The sequence below is a fragment of the Sneathia sanguinegens genome (genome assembly GCF_001517935.1).
Lineage (GTDB): Bacteria > Fusobacteriota > Fusobacteriia > Fusobacteriales > Leptotrichiaceae > Sneathia > Sneathia sanguinegens.
This window is the reverse complement of sequence record NZ_LOQF01000007.1, coordinates 1-20526: the sequence shown is the minus strand read 5'-3', so window position 1 is coordinate 20526 and position 20526 is coordinate 1. Positions and strand designations below refer to the sequence as shown.

General features: G+C 23.6%; 17 protein-coding genes. 1 reads left to right on the top strand and 16 read right to left on the bottom strand.

The genetic code is table 11. The features are described from left to right. Position 1: 1 nt before the first annotated feature. From rplI to AWT65_RS06795, 11 genes are all read right to left on the bottom strand, one after another. Positions 2 to 454, bottom strand: a complete 453-nt coding sequence (rplI, locus tag AWT65_RS04005; RefSeq protein ID WP_066729603.1) for a 50S ribosomal protein L9 — start codon at positions 452 to 454, stop codon at positions 2 to 4. A gap of 18 nt (positions 455 to 472) precedes the next feature. Beyond that, entirely contained in the window at positions 473 to 1837 is a 1365-nt protein-coding gene (gene dnaX / locus AWT65_RS04000; protein WP_066729601.1) for a DNA polymerase III subunit gamma/tau, read from the bottom strand. A 10-nt stretch (positions 1838 to 1847) separates the two neighbouring features. Further along, on the bottom strand, positions 1848 to 2528 hold the full coding sequence (locus AWT65_RS03995; RefSeq protein WP_066729599.1) for a hypothetical protein: 681 nt from the start codon (positions 2526 to 2528) through the stop codon (positions 1848 to 1850). Beyond that, positions 2528 to 3316 (bottom strand): Rossmann-fold NAD(P)-binding domain-containing protein, encoded by a 789-nt coding sequence (locus AWT65_RS03990; protein WP_066729597.1) that lies wholly within the window; start codon positions 3314 to 3316, stop codon positions 2528 to 2530. Before AWT65_RS03990 ends, AWT65_RS03995 begins: the two co-directional genes overlap by 1 nt. 1 nt (position 3317) lies before the next feature. Continuing rightward, positions 3318 to 4016: a pseudouridine synthase gene (locus AWT65_RS03985; RefSeq protein ID WP_066729595.1), complete on the bottom strand. Its 699-nt coding sequence runs from the start codon at positions 4014 to 4016 to the stop codon at positions 3318 to 3320. Positions 4017 to 4084: 68 nt separating this feature from the next. Next, on the bottom strand, positions 4085 to 4450 hold the full coding sequence (locus tag AWT65_RS03980; RefSeq protein WP_066729593.1) for a hypothetical protein: 366 nt from the start codon (positions 4448 to 4450) through the stop codon (positions 4085 to 4087). Positions 4451 to 4482: 32 nt separating this feature from the next. Continuing rightward, positions 4483 to 5157 carry a tRNA threonylcarbamoyladenosine dehydratase gene (locus tag AWT65_RS03975; protein ID WP_066729591.1) on the bottom strand — a complete coding sequence of 225 codons (675 nt, stop codon included), beginning with the start codon at positions 5155 to 5157 and terminating at the stop codon, positions 4483 to 4485. Continuing rightward, positions 5157 to 7865 (bottom strand): ABC transporter permease, encoded by a 2709-nt coding sequence (locus AWT65_RS03970; RefSeq protein ID WP_066729590.1) that lies wholly within the window; start codon positions 7863 to 7865, stop codon positions 5157 to 5159. Before AWT65_RS03970 ends, AWT65_RS03975 begins: the two co-directional genes overlap by 1 nt. Positions 7866 to 7867: 2 nt before the next feature. Then, a complete protein-coding gene (locus AWT65_RS03965) occupies positions 7868 to 8551 on the bottom strand; it encodes an ABC transporter ATP-binding protein (protein ID WP_066729588.1) in 684 nt (227 codons plus the stop codon). 1 nt (position 8552) lies between these two features. Next, the gene (locus AWT65_RS03960) at positions 8553 to 9071 is read right to left on the bottom strand and encodes a hypothetical protein (protein ID WP_066729586.1); all 519 of its coding nucleotides are present in this window, start codon (positions 9069 to 9071) and stop codon (positions 8553 to 8555) included. A gap of 8 nt (positions 9072 to 9079) precedes the next feature. Then, positions 9080 to 10075: a thymidine kinase gene (locus tag AWT65_RS06795; protein WP_269744840.1), complete on the bottom strand. Its 996-nt coding sequence runs from the start codon at positions 10073 to 10075 to the stop codon at positions 9080 to 9082. 103 nt (positions 10076 to 10178) lie between these two features. On the opposite strand from AWT65_RS06795, the gene AWT65_RS03950 reads away from it, so the two are divergent. Continuing rightward, positions 10179 to 10907 carry an HAD family hydrolase gene (locus AWT65_RS03950; protein WP_066729585.1) on the top strand — a complete coding sequence of 243 codons (729 nt, stop codon included), beginning with the start codon at positions 10179 to 10181 and terminating at the stop codon, positions 10905 to 10907. A gap of 30 nt (positions 10908 to 10937) precedes the next feature. Here the strand turns inward: AWT65_RS03950 and AWT65_RS03945 are convergent, their stop codons facing one another. The 5 genes from AWT65_RS03945 to AWT65_RS03925 form a co-directional block, all read right to left on the bottom strand. Then, positions 10938 to 12383, bottom strand: a complete 1446-nt coding sequence (locus AWT65_RS03945) for a hypothetical protein (RefSeq protein WP_066729584.1) — start codon at positions 12381 to 12383, stop codon at positions 10938 to 10940. Positions 12384 to 12395: 12 nt separating this feature from the next. Continuing rightward, positions 12396 to 17408 (bottom strand): S8 family serine peptidase, encoded by a 5013-nt coding sequence (locus tag AWT65_RS03940; RefSeq protein ID WP_066729582.1) that lies wholly within the window; start codon positions 17406 to 17408, stop codon positions 12396 to 12398. Between the two features lie 8 nt (positions 17409 to 17416). Continuing rightward, positions 17417 to 19480, bottom strand: coding sequence for a hypothetical protein (locus AWT65_RS03935; RefSeq protein ID WP_066729580.1), 2064 nt, complete (start codon positions 19478 to 19480; stop codon positions 17417 to 17419). A 244-nt stretch (positions 19481 to 19724) separates the two neighbouring features. Then, entirely contained in the window at positions 19725 to 20084 is a 360-nt protein-coding gene (locus AWT65_RS03930; protein WP_066729578.1) for a DUF2513 domain-containing protein, read from the bottom strand. 48 nt (positions 20085 to 20132) lie between these two features. Further along, positions 20133 to 20342: a hypothetical protein gene (locus tag AWT65_RS03925; RefSeq protein WP_066728757.1), complete on the bottom strand. Its 210-nt coding sequence runs from the start codon at positions 20340 to 20342 to the stop codon at positions 20133 to 20135. Positions 20343 to 20526: the final 184 nt, after the last annotated feature.

The window sequence follows — 20526 nt, the reverse complement described above, 5'->3', positions numbered from 1 at the left end:
ATTAAACCCCCATAACATTTATTTTTATTTCTGCATTAATACCCTTATGCAATTTTAGGATTAATTTATGTAATCCAATTTCTTTTATTCTTATATCTGATGGCATTTGTTTTCTATCAACAGAATAATTAAATTGTTTTTTTATTTCTGCCATTATTTCCTTTGAACCAATAGAACCAAAAACTTTTCCATTTTCTCCAGATTTTACTGATAAATTAATAGTTTTACCATCCAAAATTTCCTTTATTTCATTTGCTTTTTTTATTTCTTTTTGTTCATCATTAAGCTTTTTTTCACCTTTTTGTCTAAGCTTATTTAAATTTTCATTAGTAGCTGGTATAGCTTTTTTAGAAGAAAATAAGAAGTTATTTGCATATCCATCTTTTACAGAGACTATTTCATCTTTTTTCCCTATGCCTTTTACTGTTTCTAATAATATAACCTTGATTTTCATTATATTCTCCTTTCAATCCTATATTCTTGGTACTTCAAATAAACTTCTAACCTTTTTTTCAAAGTTATCAAGTTTATCACTCTTATTATTTTTATAAATAATTTCAATAATATATCGAACATTAAGTAATTCATATATTTCTTCTTCAATCTCTCTTTTAATCTCATCATTTTCGATTAATAATTTTGTTGAATTCTTATTTGTTATTTGTTTTAAATAAATAGTTGCATTTCTTATTTCTACAAATTGAAATTCAGAAAGTAAAGAATAATATATATTGAAACCATCATTTTTCAATTTATTTAATAATTTTTCATATGAAAATTCTTGCATTGTATTATTTGAATTAATAATAACTTTTTCTTTTACACTATTCTTTTGTAATTTAAGAATATTAAAAATTATTATATATGATATAATTCTAAGATCATCTTCATATTTAAATTCATTTAAAGCTTGATAAATTGTTCCAATAATTTTACTTGCATATTCAATATCTTTTTCATTTACTTTTAAATAATCGCAAAAATCTCTTAAAAAAACATCAATTTGTATGGATTCTATATAAAGCTTATCAATGAAAGAAATTATTTCTTCTTTATTTTGTTTTTTCAATAAATCATTGAATTTAACATAGTAATCACTTGCAACAATTCCTAGAGTTTTTTCTACAAGCTCTAAATTTATTTTTTCATTTAAATTTGTTGTAATAACTTGTTCTAATATTGAAAAAGCATCTCTTGCACTACCACCAGATTTTTTAATAATTAATTTTAAACTATCATCACTAATATCTATTTTTTCCTTTGTAGTACAATTTTTAAGCATTTCTAAGGCTTCTTCTTCAACTAAAGGTTTAAAATTAAAACAAACACATCTAGAAATTATTGTTTCAGGTAATTTATTTAATTCCGTAGTTGCTAGAATGAAGATAACATGTTCAGGTGGCTCTTCAAGAGTTTTTAATAGTGCATTGAATGCTTCATTAGTTAACATATGAATTTCATCAATAATATATACCTTTTTTCTACATCTAACAGGTTGATAATTAATTGCTTCTTTTAAAGATCTAATTTCATCTATTCCTCTATTCGATGCAGCATCAATTTCAATTACATCCAAATTGTTTCCCTTTGATATTGAAATACAACTTTCACATTCAAGACAAGGCTTAGAACTAATACCATTTTTTAAACAATTAACTCCTTTTGCTATGATTCTTGCTATTGTTGTTTTACCTACACCACGAGGTCCGCAAAATAGATAAGCATGTGCAAGTTTATTTTCATTTAAAGAATTTATTATAGATTTTTTAATATATTTTTGACCAAAAACATTATCAAATGTATTAGGTCTATATTTTCTATATAAAGTTGTATTCATTTATTTTCTCCTATAGATAAAGCTCTAAATTATCTTCTGAAATTTGTGATAATTTATAATTTTGTCTAACTTTAGGGTCAAAAAGTGTATAAAAATCAGCTGTTTTCTTATCCTTTTCTATAAAATCCCCTACTTTTATATCTGTATAATTTGGTATATCTTGTTTAAGTTTAAATATTTCTCCATAAAGTTCTTCTAGTTTTTCACAATCAAAGATTAAATAATTTTTAGCAATTTTCTTTATTTCTTTTAAAACATCTTTAGGTAAAATATAGTAAATTAAAGAGTCATAACCTACATTTATTCCAAAAATATCAAGATTTTTATCTTTTAATGAATATCTTACATCTGATATTAAAATATCAAATAATGTTTCTGAATAATAGGCTTCTTTTTCTTTGTAAGCTGAAAAATCAATATTTTCTATTTCTATCTTATTTTTAGTTAAAAATTTTTCTATACTTTCTGTGTAACCTTTTACTCCTATATTATGAAAGATACAATTAGTATTATCAGCTAAATAATAATACCAAAATTCAGAAAAATTTTTAATTTCACCATCATCTTCATAATCTAAATATTCTTTTATACAAGAACTTTTATCTGTATCAAATTTTATTTTCATTTTTTCATATTCTGCAACATCCAAACCTAAAAGTTCCCAAACTCTATATAAATCGGAATAATCCATTATTTTTTTACCTCCTTGGAATTTAAATCATTTACTAAATATTCAAATATTTCATGAACTCTTTTATATGAAATATTTAAATCATTTATATTTAAGGCATAAATGACCTTATATATCAATAAATATAAGCCTGAATAAATTTTTGAATTCTTTATTTCATATTGTCTTAATAAATTTGTTTTTATAGGATAAACTAATAAATCAATTACTACTTTTGCATCAACATGAAAATTTCTATCTATCATACAAGAATTAATACATTTTATATTACCTAATTCTGTTGTGTTTATAATATAATCTACACTTGATAAATTAGAAATTTCAATTTTTTTAATTTTTCTATCTCCTGCAAACAATTTTGTATCGCTTTCAACTGTAATTGTTGAAATAAAAACTATGGGCTTTTGCTCACTTTTTAAAGCATTATATACACTTATTGCATGTTTTGAACTACCTAAGAGAAGTATTCTTTTAGAATCTAAATTTAAACCTTCTTGCTTTATAAAATTCATAAATGAATAATATTCAATATTAGTTTGAATAATTTCATCATCTTTTAAATAAATATAATCTAAATTCTTAAATAATTTGCTATATTTTTTTGGAAATATTTTTTTAAGATATTCTGAAAATTCAGCTGCCAAAAAAAGTCCAGTATAATTTTTACTTTTTATTAGATTATCTAATTCAGCTTCATTTAATTCTATATATTCAAAAGAAATATTTAAATATTCTAAAATTTTTTCTATCAAATCATGTTCTATATTTTTATTAATAATATATATCATTTCAATCCTTTAATAATTTTAATTCATCTTCTGTTAATTCCCTATATTCTCCATAGTTTAATTTTACATCAAGTTCAAGTTTATTCATTTTTACTCTTTTTAAAAATAAAACTTCATTTTTTAATGCTTTGAACATTTTTTTTATCTGATGAAATTTACCTTCTGTTATTGTTAAATAACAAGATTTAGCCGACAGAATCTCAACTTTTGCATCAGCTTTTGTTATATATGAACCAAAATCTATTCCTTTTTCTAATTTATTCATGTCAGAAATAGACATTTCTTTTTCATATTCAACATAATATGTTTTTTTTATATGTTTTTTTGGACTTAACAAATTATGTGTAAGTTCACCATCATTAGTTAAAATTAATAAACCTACAGTATCAATATCTAATCTTCCTATTGGAAATAACTTATATGTTGAAAAATCTTTTTTTACAAGATCTATAACTGTTGTATAAGTTTTATCATAACTAGCACTCACTACATTTTTAGGTTTATTTAACATAATATATCTAAAGGGTTTATAACTAATTTTAGTATCTAAAAAACTTACTTCAGCAAAGTCTTCATCTAAACAAAAAGAAGGATCTGTTATAATCTTATTATTCACTTTTATTTTTTTAGATTTTATTATTTTTTTTACTTCTGTTCTTGTTCCAATACCAGAATTTGCTAAATATTTGTCTAATCTCATATTCAAATCCTTTCTAAAAAATTATACCAAAAAAAAAGCTTTTAGTCAAAAAACTAAAAGCCTTTCTATTAAAGTTCAAAAGTTCCTTTTTCACCTTTTTTAGCCTTTTCTTCCAAAAATTTAAATAATTCTTTTAAATCTTTATCTGTATCAGAATCAAAATTTATCTTAACTCCTTCAATTGAATTATACATAGATATTTGACTTGATACTCTAATTGATTTTGTTGCAAACTCTTTGTTTGTAAGTTTTTCACTAAGACCAGTTGAATTTTTCTTATCAAATGCAGCTGATATTATTTTATTATTTCTATAAATTAATGTTAATTCAGAAATGTTATTTCCATTTTTTTTAATAGCTGTATATCTACCATCAATATATGAAAAAGATAATAGAGTTATTAATGTTGATAACAAAAAAATAATTTTTTTCATTCTATCACCTCGGATATAGTCTAGCATAATTTTTATTTTTTTTCAATTATTTGTTTAACTACATAACTTGCTATCATTAGCCCACCTACAGATGGAACAAAACTTACACTTCCCTTTTGTATGCCACATTTTTTTGCATGCTCTCTAGAAGCCACTACAGTTAACTTCTTATTTTTAAATTCTTGTCTTAATCTTCTTGCCATTCCACAACCAAGAGTATCTTTTAACTTACCAATATATATTTTGCTTGGATCTAATCTATTTGCTAAACCCATAGATGATATAATTTTTATTTTATTATATAAGCAATAAGATATTAAATTTTTTTTTGCTTGTATATCATCTATACAATCAATAACATAGTCATAGTTTTTTTTAAAAAATTTTTCTATATTCGCCTGTGTTAATTTTTCTTTATATATTTCAACCCTACATTCAGGATTAATTTGCTCAATTCTTTTTTTCATTAATTCAACTTTTGATTGACCTATAGTTGAAAAATTAGCTTGTATTTGTCTATTAATATTAGTAATATCCACTATATCAAAATCAACTAAGGTAAGTTCACCTACTGAGCATCTAGCTAATGCTTCAGTTGCAAACGAACCTACACCTCCTACACCAAAGATCAAGCATTTTGCAGTCGATAATTTTTCTATTCCTTCTTTTTTTAGTAAAATTTCTGTTCTATCATAAAAATTCGCCATTAATCTCCTACTTTCAATGCATCAACCATATTTATCTTATTAATTTTAAATATTAAAAAGATACTAACGATTATTACAATTAATAAAGATAATACAAATGAAATTACAAAAGGTATATAATTTAACCTCATAACAAGTTGTATTGGTGAATTAACAAATTGAGTTGCGAAGAATAATTGTAATTTTCTTCCTAAATATAGACCTATCAATATAGAGAATAAGGCTAAAATAATGATTTCTCTAAAAATATATAAATTCATTTCTAATTTTGTATAACCTAATACCTTTAAGGTACTTAATTCTCTTTTTCTTTCTATAATATTAATATTTCCCAAATTATATGTAACTATAGTTGCTAACATAGCTCCTAATATTATCATAAGTACTATTACAATTGATAAACTATTTATTTGCTTTATGAAAAATTCCTTTGTATCATGTTTTGTTCTTATATTAAATACAACATCTTTATCTAACAATTTATTTATATCGATATTATTATTCTTAAATTTAACTATAACTGCATTTGATTCTTTTGATGAATCCTTTGTATAAACATATTGTGCAATATAATTTTGAAAGACTCCATCAATTTTTATTCTTTCAACTTCATTATAGATATCACTTAAATCTATATAGTCACCTTTTTTCTTTTTCAAAATTTCTGAAGTTTTAAGTGATATTTCACTTTCATGTTCTTTTAAATTAAAATTGAAAAATTGCTTATCGGATCCCTTTATTAAATATTCATGTATTATCTTATAATCTAAACCTTTATGTTTAAATTTCTTTTCATTTGTATTTACCAGATATAAATCGGCAAAATTTGAAATTTTATTTATATATTCTTCTTTCTTTTCTTTACTTACATTATAGTTGAAATATACTATAGCATCATATTTTTTTATTTTTGTATATTGATACTTTGTAATATCACTAAAAGCAAAGTGTAATGAAATACCAAAATATATAAGAGCTGTACAAGAACCTATTCCAAGAATTGTCATAAGCATTCTTCCCTTATATTTAAATAAATTTCTAAATAATATTTTTTTTGAAAAGCTTAATTTTTTCCATAATATTGTTTTTTCAAATATAACTCTTTTTACAACGGTTGTTGTTTTACCAGTTAATAAATTTATTGTCTTATCATTTAATTGTATATATACAACTATCAATATTGTAATAATTGAAGTTATTATAAAGGAAGAAACAATTACTATAGCATATGTCGGTACAAAATATAATTTAATATCTTTAAATATCTTAAATCCGACTAATAAAGTTGGTATGATAAATCGAGGTAATAAGTAAGTTCCTGCTATACTTCCTATTAATAAGCCTATTATTGTAGGAACTAAACCATATATCAAAAATTTTATTACTATATGTTTTGAATCATAACCTAAAAATTTATATATTCCAACATTTATTCTTTGTTCAGTTGAAAATCTTATCATTGTAGTTGAAGTTACAAATAGACCGATTATAAAAAAACAAGCTGGGAACAAATAACACATTATTTTTGTTGACTTAATATTATTATATAAAGTCAAGAATGCATCATTGTCATATCTTGAACCTACTGAATACATTGGTTTTATAACAAATTTCTTTTGATTATTCAATTCATTCTTTTTAGTTTCTAATTCTTGTCTTTTTATATTTATTTCTCTATCAGCTTCTTTTAATTTTTTATTTGAATTTTGTAACTTAGCTTTTTCATTTTCAAAATTTTTCAAGGCTTTTTCATATGAAGTTTTGTATGCTTTTTCATTTATAATAAGACTTTTATATTCTTTTTGTACTTGTTCATACTTACTATTTAAAGCATTTTTTTCATCATCCATACCTTGAACTTGTTCTAATTTTGCCTTTTCACTTTGTAATTTTTTCAAATTTTCTTCTAATAATTTTTTATTTTTTTCTATTTTACTCTTAAAAGATAAAAATTCTTCTTTTTTTTCATTAATTTTATCTAGTCCTACTAAAATTTTCTTTTTATTTTGTGCTAATTTTTCATTATTTTTATTAATTTCAATAAAACCATTATCTATTTTTTCTAAACCTTCAGATAAATTTTTATGTATTTCTTGTTCTCTTTCAGAAGGTCTTTTAGCTAAAAGTAAATTTAATTTTTCCTTATATTCTTTAACATAATTTATATATTCATCACTAAATGTATCATATTTTTCTGAATTTTTTAATTTTATTATGGCAACATTTTTAATTTTATTTGTTTTTGGAATTAAAAATGCCTTTTCCATAGTTACTCCAGACTTAATAATTTTATCTTGAGGATATGAAATATCCATACCCTTACCTATAACTTTATAACCCGGTAAAATATAGTTATTATCCATGTTTTGTAGAGATAATGCAGTATTTTCTTTTAAATTATCATTTTCAATATAAAGAATTTTTTTATCATAATCTACAGTTTCATTATAAAATTTGATATTTTCTATATTATTCAACGATTTTAAAGTTGCAATATCAGAATCTGTAAAACCTATAGGAACCTCAACTCTGATATCATACATATTATTTTTTATAACACTATTATTTATAGATTTTTTAATATCATATACTGTTGAATTCAAACCTACATAAGTTAAAGAACATAAAAATACAATTATAATAAGAGTTAAAAATCTACTTTTAGATCTAATAATTTCTCTAATAATATCTTTATTCAACGCTTTCATAATTACCACTCTATTTCTTCAATAGGAATAATATTAGTATTTACATATTCATTTTTTACTTTTGCATCATTTATTTCTATTATTCTGTCTGCCATCGGTGCTATTGCTCTATTATGTGTTATAACAATAACTATAGTCTTTGTCTCACGACAAATTTTATGAAGTAATTTTAAAATTTGTTTCCCTGTCTTATAATCCAATGCTCCTGTTGGTTCATCACATAATAAGATTTTCGGTTTTTTAGCTATAGCTCTAGCTATCGCAACTCTTTGTTGTTCACCACCAGATAATTCTTGTGGAAAATTATGTAATCTCTCTCTTAGACCAACCTGTTCAAGTATTTCTTTAGCATCCATAGAATCTTTTACTAACTCAGATGCTAGTTCAACATTTTCAAGAGCTGTTAAATTTGGCATTAAATTATAAAATTGAAATACAAAACCTACATAATTTCTTCTATACTTTGTTAGACTATTTTCAGACATTTTTGATATTATCTTATCATCTATAATAATATCGCCTGAAGTTGCTACATCTATCCCTCCAAGTATATTAAGCAATGTACTTTTTCCAGCTCCTGATGGTCCTAAAATAATTACAAATTCTCCATCATTTATCTGAAAATTAATATCATTGTTTGCAATGACATTACCATACTTTTTATATAATTTACATACCTTCAACAACTTAAATTCCTTCTTTCAATTTTTTAAGTTCTTGTATGATCTTAGCTAATCTTTCTTTGAAAATTTCTTTATCATATTGTTCAATTTTACTTTTTTCTATTTTCAATAGTGTATAATAATTTTTTGTTTTTGTATCTTGCCATACACCTGCAACTGTATAAAGTTCTTGATTAATCACCTTATTTGCAACATCTTTAGAAAAAATACTCATTTGATATTCATTAAATCCTGGACCAACTAAATTAGCTCTATTTAAATATTCTTTCAAATCCTCATAAGCATAAGAAGTAATAATTGAATATAGACCTTGTTGAGCATCTTCTTCACTTGATATTTTACTAAATTTTTGATCTGATACTACTGCTAAGTCTTTTTCATAATCAAATCTTCCATTTATTTTATCTTCTACAGTTTTTGAAATTAAAATTTTATCAAAAAAGTTTCTTTCTTTTGAAACTATTTTTGAAGCATATAAATTTGCACTTAAACATACTAATGCTAATATTAAATACTTTTTCATCATTCCTCCTAAATTTTTATCATATTTACATCTGTATTATCTTTTATTCGTTTTAAATCTATTTTATCATCTGTATAATAAATTTTTGAGATATTCAATGAACCTTTATTCAATAAAGAACAAGTTGTTAATAAGCTTTCTATATTTTTTACTATAACTAAATTAATATTTGAAATTTTTACAAATTCTGTAAGTAAATCTATAATTTCATAGTTACCTTCTATTTTTGTAGAAATACTATTTTTTATAATAACAGCTAATTTTTTATTTTCTTCATGTTTTTTTAATAATTCATCTCTTAAATCTTTAACTTTTTTACTTATATCAAATCTTATAAATTCATAATTTTTTAATTTTTGTATGGACTTAATATCAATATCCTCATTATCCATTAAAATTATAAATTCTATTGCATCTTGTATTGACTTTCTTTTCTTTACAATATGATGTAATCTACATCTAGCTTCATATTTTTCCACACTTCCTACAGCAACTAGGGGATCATCATCAAATGCTGGTTTACCATCTATTAATCTTTGACTCGCATATGCACGATTTCCACAAATTGTGCATATTGCAGATAATTTTTCTACAAAATCTGCAAGTGCCATAAGTTCTGGTAAGGGAGCAAAAGGATCACCTTTAAAATCTAAATCTAATCCTGCAACTATTACTCTTTTTCCTAATTTTACACATTCTTTACAAAAATCAACAACATTTTTGTCAAAAAATTGAATTTCATCTATACCTATAACTTCAACATCAGGATTTTCATATAAAATTTTCAACATTTCATCTACATCTTTTACTGAATATGCTTTCACATTATTTTGATTATGTGAATATATACCATTTTCTCCATATCTATTATCAATTTTAGGGCTAAAAACTAACAATTTTTGCTTAGCATATTTTGCTCTTCTAATTCTTCTGATAAGTTCTTCACTTTTCCCAGAAAACATGCTCCCTGTTATCACTTCAAGGCTTCCAACAGTTTTTTTCAATTTATTTCACCTCCGAGTATTATTATATTATATTTTATGTTTTTTTTGAATATTGAAAAATATTTTTTACTATGCTAAAATTAAGCAAATATGGAGGTATAATATGAAAAATATTGCAGCATTCTTTGATGTTGATGGCACAATATTCAGAAATTCCTTATTAATAGAACATTTTAAACTATTAATTAAATCAGGAAATTTAAGTATGGATGCTTGGACTTCATCAGTAGAAAAAAATTTTGAAAAATGGGCAAAAAGAGAAGGCGATTATGACACTTATCTTGAAGACCTAGTCAATAAATATGTTGACGGTTTAAAAAATATTAGCATAGATGTCGTTGATCAAATCGCAGCTGAGGTAATCGAAAAAAAAGCTAACAAACTTTATCGTTACACAAAACATGCAATAGATTATCATAAAAAAATGGGACATAAATTAATTTTAATTTCTGGTAGTCCAGATTTTCTTGTTAAAAAAATGGCAAAAAAGCTAGACTTTGATGCTTATTCTGCAACAATTTATGTTAAGAAAAATAAGGTATACACTGGTGAACAAATACCTATGTGGGATAGTCCAAGCAAAGAAAAAGCAATTAAATCTTATGTTGATAAATATAATTTAGATTTAGAAAAATGTTATTCTTATGGGGACACTACAGGAGATTTATCTATGCTTAAATTAGTTGGACATCCCTATGCAATTAATCCTGCCAAGAAATTATTAAATAAAATATATGAAGATGAAATTTTACAAAAAAAAGTTATTATTATTGTAGAAAGAAAAGATGTTATATACAAGCTTTCAACAAAACATATCAGTTATATTGAATAAAAAAAGCCTAGAAAAATCTAGGCTTTATTTTTAAAATTCATAAGCTAATTTTAAATTTATTAATCCATTATTTCCACTATTTAGTTCAAATATGATATGTTTATAATCAAGTCCAACTCCTACATTAAATAAAGGATCAATTTTAAATACTTTTTCTTTATTAAAATAAGTATATTTTTCTCCATCTACAATAGCTTCTTCTTTTTCCAAAATATTACATAATTTGTTCAATTGATTATTTTTTATTGAAAATCCTAATTTTGTATTTGCAAATACTTTTAAATCTTTTAATACTTGATATTCAATTTCAGCTACACCATAACTACTAAAACCATACCCTAATTCTTTATTAAGAATATCATAGGCTTTTTCATAAGTTCTAATATTTTCCAGCTTCTTTTTATCAAATTTTTTGCTTTCTTCTAATTTTGTATTTAACTTTTCTTCTAAGCTTTCTTTTTCTTTATTTAATTTTGTCTTTTCTTCTTTTGCAATTTTTTTGTCTTTCTTATAATTTTCAATATTTTCATTTGATTTAGTAATTTTTTGTTCTATTTCAGCTATATTTTTTACACAATTTGCAAGCTTTTCTGCTCCATCATCTGCTAGCATTAATTCATCAAGTAATTCCAATTTTTTACGAGAGGCTTCAGCAGACTTACGAGCCACATTATCACGTTCATTTTTCTTATCTTGATATTTTTTTCTAAAATTTCTTATATCTTTTTTTTCTTTTTCATTAAATTTTTTCAATCTTTTTTCTGCAGTCTTTTCATCTTCATCTTTAATAATTTTTTGAATGTTTGGATTAGTTGAATATTTAGATGCTTCAGCTAAAATACCTTGCATTTCTTGAAATAATTTATCTTTTTTATCTTGATAATAATCAACATCTTTTTCAGCTTTCTTTTGAGCTTCATTTAATTGTTTTACAGCTTCTTTTGTTGGATATTTTTTTATTGCATTTTCTATTTTAGTTTTTAAATTTCTTTTTTGTGCTAAATTTCTTTTTAAAGAAGGAAGATTTGTTTCTACTTCATATTCTAATTTTTCAGCATTAATGCTACAAAGATATTTAGTATTAGCTAATTTTTCATAAAGATCTTCTAAATTTTTTTGTTCATTTAACAAATCTTTTTCAAAATCAATATATTTTTTGTATTCTTCATCATTATTAACAAATGATTCATTAGCTACTTTATTAGTTATAAATCCGGCAATACCTCCACCTAGCTTTATATTAAAATATTTCAATTTAATAGGATATTTTATATCAATATTTGCTTTTGTAATCATTGCATTTGCTTTATATTCTTTATCAAAAATATTTTTAAGTCCAACTGTATCAAAACTTTTTTTAGAAATATATTCCTTAGTATATCCAGTTTCTAAACCTAGTTCAATAGATACAGGAAGTTTTTTGGCTTGAACCGTTAATCCAGCTATTAATGTGCATAATAAAATAATTTTCTTCATTTTTTCACCTCACTAAAATTCATACTTAAATCCTAAACCTAGACCTTGTGTTTTTATATTTTTACCCATATATGATATTTGAATTTCCATATTATTTTTTATTTTTTTACGAGCATCAAAACCATATTTAATATAATTATCTTCTAGGCTAATACCTTTAATTGTGTTCTTAAAATCATATTCTTTTAATGTTGCTTTTAGTTTAAGTGTTGGATCAGTTAAATATTTTGTATAAGATATAAAGCCACCTAAATTCCAACTATCTGTTATTTGTGCTCTTACTCTAGTACCAATAGTCATATTAGCTTTTAAATATTTTTCTCTATCTGCCTTATAACCGAATTCAATATTTTCATCAAAACTTCCTCTTACATAACCTAGTAAATTTGTTCCAACAAAAGGTTCTATTGATACATTTTTTGGTAATACAAATTTATATCCTCCTTCTAAGTTAAGATTCATTATTATATCACTTGAATTTAAATAATTATCTTTTTCTCTTTCAATTTTTTTATTTAAATAATCAAAACCTAGAATTAATGAAACATATCCTTTATTATATTCAAATTTATCATACAAACTTAAGCCAAAATTATTACCTAATGCTGTAGCTAATTTCTTTTGTTTTTTATTATAGTCAAATAATACTGAGTTTGTATAGTTAAAAGTTACTCCGAATTTATTATATTTTGAATTTCTTTCAAAACCTAAATTAAATCCATTGATTGTTATATTTGATTCTAAGTCGAATTTATTTTGATTCATCAAATCAAAGTAAATATTAAATTTATCAACATTTCCCTTTATATTCAATCTTTCTAATATTTTACTATTTTTAAGATCTACAATTTCATAACCTAATCTTTCTGAATTTGCTAAAGATTTTGCCTTAATTTTTTCTTCATCATTTTCATTTAACATTGACAAACTACAAATTTTTTCAATAGATGATTTATCTTTCTTACCTTTAAGTTCTGCCATAATCTTATTAACAGTTTCCATACTTTGAGGATTTATTTCTTTTTTAATTAAAGTAGCTTTTACTTTTATATTATCTTTATCATTAGCTATTTCTTCTTTTTCTATTAATAAATCAACATATGGACTAATCGCTCTAGTACCAAAAGTTATTTTATATTCATCTTTTTTAGAAAGTTTATTTATTGTTAGTACAGTTTTTCTATAAATATCTTCATTTTTTACATTTTCATTTTCATCATAACTTATATTGAATATAGAACTTCCTTTTTTTCTGAATATATCAAAATCAAATTCATTTGTTTCAGATAAATCTAAATTATCAATATCCAAATGCCCAAAAGATGCAATATATGTCTTTGAATCTTTTTTTGGAGCATATGTTGCTTTTATTCTATCTGAAGTTGAATATGAATATAAACTACCATAATTAATAACATCTGCTGTTATACTTGAATTATAGTCTGGATCAGTTTCTTTTTGTTTAGTAGCATTTTTGATAATTTCAAGATATTTCATATCTAATTTCAATTTTGCATCTTTATGTATTAAAATTGGTGAAGTTGAACTTCCTCTAAGAATCAGTGTACCTTCTTCAACTATAGTAGGATCTTTATATTTATTATCTCCAGATAAAATTAATGTTCCTTTTCCTTTTTTAACTAGACCTGCATCAACAAACATATCTTTTTCATAATCTTCTAAAGTAGACATATATTTTTCAAATTTTGGATACATATTAGAATATATATCTCCTTTTGTTTGATTAATTTTTGATAAAATTTCAATTATTTTTGGATTATCCTTATCAAATTGTTCAGACATAACATATGAAGGATCAAATTTACTAATATTTTGTAAAATTATACCTTCTATTTGAGTTAGATTTGATTCTTTTCTACTTGAAGCATATAAATATGGATCAAATGCTCCTTGTATATCATTTGAAAATTCATATGTACCATAAGGAATATTTGCAATAAAATCTTCATTTCCTGTTTCTATTGTTAATGCTCTTGTTAATCTTGCTAATCCTAAATATGCCTTATATTTATTTACAATACCCCAACCAATAACATCATCTGGTCCATACTTTCCAACTATACCTATTACTTTTTTAGTTTTAGCATCAACTTTCATTCTATAATCATCTGTAGCTGTTGTTAGTATAACTTGCTTTATTTGTTGTGCTGTTAGCCATGGGAATTTTGTTGACAATACTCCAGCTATTGCTGTTACTCTTGGTGCTGCAAAACTAGATCCAATATTATTAAAATTTGAACCTACATAGTCATTATTTAAAAAAGCATTTACATCCTTTGTATCATCAGGATTATATTTTTTATCTTCCTTTGTTAATTTTTTATTATATACGTACCATCCTTCACTAGCTACTGTCCATAATTTTGCCTTACCAGCTCTTGCAAATGAAAAGTTAGATAATCGTCCATCTGGATCAATAGGATGATTTTTATCAATAATACTTAAGTTATTAATTGTATTTATTTGTGCTTTTATTTCATTTTTATATTTTTCAGGATATTTTGAAGGATTATTTTCAATATCAGAAAGAATTTTTTCAAGTTGTTCTAATCTTTCATGCATAAATACAGCATATTCTTTCTTTTCAAGGGCTGATGCACCACTTAATGTTATTAAGCCCCATTCTTCTGAAATACTATCTGTTGAATTTTTTCTCAAGAAATTATTTGTTAAACCAACAACACTTAATAAGTTCTTTCTATAACTTGGGTTATATTTATATTTTTTTCCTTCTTTTTTAGCTTTATCTTTTTCTAAATCATTTAAATATAGAGGTACATCAACAAAATTTTGTGAGTATTTTTTATCTGGATCTAAATATAAAACTTTTGAACCATCTTGATTAAATCTAGATAAATCAACATCTGTTTTACCTTCATTATTTTTTGTATTTCCTGCAGATACTACAAATAAAACATCAGAGTTTGTATTTACTAATTCTTTATTATGATTTAATGCAGCCTTTAATTCTAACATACGCAAATCTAGTAATTTTTGGTAATCAGCTACTGTTATTTTATTTCTTGATTCAAAATATTTTAAAACACTTGGTATTCCTAAAGTACCTGCTGATTCTTTTTGATATGTTTCCATATGACCATAATCATTTGAAGCAAGCCATATTTTTACAGCTGTTCTAAATTCTTCATTTTTATTATATTCATCAACTGCTTTTTGTTTTTCTTCTTGAGTCATATTTTTTATTGATTCATATTCATAATAACTTTGTTCAGCCCCATATGACATATTAATTGCTTTAATATTTTTATTTTCTTCAAGCATTTTTGCAACATATTTTGAAGGATCTCTTCTTAATTTACCATTATCTTTATCCCCCATAGAAACTGTTGCAAAATGTAAATCTGTTTGTTTTAAATTATCTACTTCTGTTATATTAAAATATTCTTCATAGCATCTTAAAAGATCTTCATATATTGACTTATAGCCTTTATTAATATTTTCTTTTCTTTTTTCATCATTTAAAGCCTTAAGTTCAGTATATTTTTCATTTACAAATTTTTTAAATTCTTCTTTTATCTTATCTTTTTCATTTTCTTCAAGTTCTCCATTTGAAATAAATGCCAAATATGTACCAGCTTCATTTTCAATAGTACTCGTTACCTTAGAAGTATCTGTTAATTTTAATAATTTATCAACTACTACCATTTTCATATTATATTTTTGTAATACAAGTAATTCTTTTATTAATTGATCTAATTTTTCATCAGTAACCCTATTTGTATTTTTTTGAATTGTTGAAGCTGCAGTTAAACTTCTTTGACTTATATTTAGAACAAGATTAGATAATTCATTATATGTTAATTCTTTTTTTATATCGAATTCAATTTTTAAATTACCCTTTGCACCTTGTCTAACTAATTGTTTTGGAATATATAGCACTTGTAGCTTATTAAACCAATCACCATCTCCTAAAGCTATTTCATCTATCATTGATCCTATTACGGTAGTTCCATGTTCACGAAATAGACCTTGTAATTCAGGATTTTTTTTAGGAGAATAATCTAAATTTTTTGGAGTATATCTTATCATTCTCGCTTCAACTTCTGGAGAAACTTCATAGAAAGTTGAATCTGTTACTCCTACAGTTGTTCCTGAAAAAGCCACATATGTTTTTTCTTTTTTTTCAAAAATTACAACTCCGTCTTTTATTATTTTTCTTGAAATATTATGTATACCTATACTTTGTTTATCTTCATCCAAAATTTCTGTTACAAATTTTACATTTTCTTTGGCTTCTATTTTTTTAACTAAGTCTGTATTAAAGCCACCTTCAATTGTTTTACCATCGTTAGAAAATTTTAATGTAGTTTTTGATAGATTAGTTAATAGTTCATTCAAATTATCCCTATAATCAACTAATTTTTCTCCAAAATCTACATTAACTTTTGATATATTACCAAAATCTCCATTTGTATAAGTTCTAACATAAGCTCTTTTATTCGTTGTTAAATCATCTAAGTCTTCATATTTATCAAATTTATAGTATTTTGAATAGTCTTTTTTTTCTTCTTCTGAATTATCCATTGTTATTACAGAATATTTTATTCTATTATCACTATTCTTTTTCAAATCTTTATATCTTATACCATCTTTTACTTGTGGTAAATCCTTTTCACTAACTTCTTGATTTAGTTCAATATCTTTTGTTTTACCAAATTTATCTTGAATCTTAATAAAAACTAAATTTTTATCCTTAACTTTCTTAGAAAAAGCATAAAGTATTTTTAATTCTGGAGAAATTTCCTTATCAATTGCTATTTTTTCTCCTTTGTATAAAAAATCCCCTGTAAATTCAAAATTTTTGGCACTTAATAAATCTAAATATTTTTCCTTACCTTCTTTTTGCTCATATAATTTATCATCAAAATTATTTGATTTAACAAATTTTACTTTAACTTCTTTTTTCAGTAATCCAGTCTTATCTATACTACTACATGAAACTAATGCTAGTAATCCTAATGCTATTATTATATTTTTTTTCATTTTTATACCTACCATCTATATTCTAATTTAATTTCTATACTTGGTGCTAAACTTCTAAAGCCAAAAGTTTTTTCTATATAACCATAACTATCTTTATCTGGTCTATCTTCTTCTGTTATAAGATTAACAACCTTTCTACCAAATTCTAACTTGTTTGCTATTGTTGAACTTAAAATTAATTTTTCCATAATTTTATATTCTAAACCTATACTTGGTATAAATTCTATTTTTCCACCAATATTATATTGTAAATTTTTATAATCAGAGGCCTTTGGTTTTTCCATATTACTTTCTACTTCATCTTGCTTATATGTCATAATCTTATTTTCTCTTAATGCAAATAAATCTAAGGTTGTTTTTAAATTTAATCCTGCTTTTAATAGAAGTTGTTCATTTATTTTCTTTTCATAATCTAATTTTGTGTCTAATTTAAATCTATTTAAAAGTGTTTGAAATTTTGATTCTCCCTTTGCAAAAATAAGTTGCTTTTGTGAATCAATTCTTACATATGAAATATCTTCTTTTTTTTCATCTGAATCTATATAATAATTAAAGGTTGTTTTATTTTCATATGATAATTCATTAATTAATTTAAGATTATCATGAATATTATAGTTGATTTTTCCAAATAATTTCAAATTTTCGCTATAATTATCTAAGTCTAAAACTGATTTTTGTGATTTTAAATTCAACTTGTTTTTTATTTGTAAGTTTAAATTTAACTTATCATTGAATTTATGTTCAAAATTTAAATCAACATTTAATTTTGTATTAATTGGTTCTAACATAATATGTTTTATTGGCATTTCAATATTTGCTTCAAGATTAGAATTTAATTTTGATTTTTCATTTATTTCATAATTAATTGCTAATTTATTTTCTGTCTTAACACTATGTGATAAATTTTCTAAATGTGTAATTATAGGTGCTAAAGTAAGTCCTGAAGCATAACCTATTCTTCCTTGATAATCAATAAAATTATTTTTATACTTTGCGACAAAATTTATATATGGTTTTAATCCTGCCCATATATCTGTATCTCTTGGTTCTTCCTTAGTTTCAGGTAAATAAATAGCCTTTCTTATTTCAAAATTTTCTTCTAATTCTGCTCCAAGCTTTAGTTCTTTTAAAATATTTCTATTATATCCTAAACGAAGTACTGGATTTATAATTGAATATATATTTCGAATTCCTTGTGTTTTTGTTTCTCCACCTTGTAGATAGTGTTGCATAGTTGTTTTAAAGTCTACATTAACCTCATTTTTTTTGTCTACTTTATATTTTACATTTAACTCAAGATTATGTTTTAAATTTTTAACATAATTTCCTGTCCAATAATCTGGATATGATGGCAAATCTGTTTTAAATGTATCAAAAGGCTTTGAACCAAAATGTAAATCATAATTTAAATCATACTTGGTTAACAAATTTATCTTATCATTTATATCTCCATCTGCCTTAACATCATATTTTATATATGCTTCATCTTTATCAAAAATTGCTAATTGATTAGCCTTATATTTTAAATTCGTATTAAAATTAATTTTATTATTAATTTTTCCACTCAAATTTGTATCAAATAAAAAATTTCCTGCAATTTGTTTTTCATTTTCATTTTCAATATACTCAGCTAATATTTTATTATCTTTTTTAAACATATCTTTATCTGGATAATATGCTATTTTTGTCTTTGATTTCAATCCAAAAAATTCTGGGCTTTCATATGTTAAATACATCTTAGACATTAAGTCATGATTTTTTTCATGAGCTTCACTATCTTCAGTATGTTTTTTATCATTGTCCCAATCATTTAATTCTAAATTATTTCTTCTTGATTTTATTACTCCCCCAAAATCAAGACCTAATTTTTTAAATTTCATATTAAAATCTATAATGTTAACATCATACATAACTTTGTTATATGAAAATTTACTTTCATCTATCTTTTTTTCTTCATTTTTTGTACGAGGTATAAACTCAGTTTCTACTTTTATACCTGTTTTTACATAGCCTTCATGTGCAAATCCTGCACAAGTAATAAGCGATGCAAGTAATAAGAATGTTTTTTTCATACTGTTCAATATCTCCTTTTTTGAAATTAATATTAACTAATTTTAACAAAAAATAAATATTTTTTCCACTTTTATTTTAAATTAGTTCCAATTTTATCTCTAATTTCTAACTTTAATATTTCTTCTTTCATACCTTTATCATTCCTTTCTTCTTTTTTATTCTAGTGAGTTCTAGTATTATTTATGATTTTTGTATGTACTAAAAAAGGCTTCTTTAATGTCTAGCTACAAAGACAATATTTTTTTATATTCCCAATTTTTCTTTAATTATTTTTTCTGCGTAAGCTTTTATAATATCTAAAGTAACACTTTTAACACCATAAACCTCTATATCTCTTTTTACCTTTTCCCACAATCCTTTATCTCTTATGCTATCTAAGTATTCATGACCATACCAAGTTAAACAATTAAACCTGATCTTGTTACCTTGAAGTCCTACAACTTCTCCATTAATAATATCTGCTTCTAATAATCGTTTAAAATGGTACTTAATCTCTTCATCTGTATATCCGTCAATTTCAATGTTATATACTGGCATTTTATCATTTCCATTTTCTTCAACATACAGTAGTATTTGCCTTATTAAGTCTTTATCTAATATCATTTATCCCTCCTTAATTAGCTAAAAAAAAAGCAACCTTTTACAGTTGCTCTAATCTAATATATCTATTGATTCTATACAATCTATTACGATTTCTAAACCACATATTTCTAAATCAAATTTTGCCATCCAAGTTTCAAGATAATCCTCATCATAATATACTCCAACTAATTTAAGATTTTTGAAATCATATTTTGTTTTTCTTTTGGTGTTTATGTTCATAGTTTTACCTATATTTTTTAATAATTCATCTTTTAACATACCTACCTCCTATTTTAATATACAGGATACACATGATATCCTTTTTTAGAATATATTGTTCTAGTCTTTTTAGTATCATAATGTATTAACTTTATTCTATCCCAAGTTTTTCCTATATCACTATTGTGATAATAATTTTCATAATATTGAAGATTATTACCATTATATGTCACAATTATTTCAC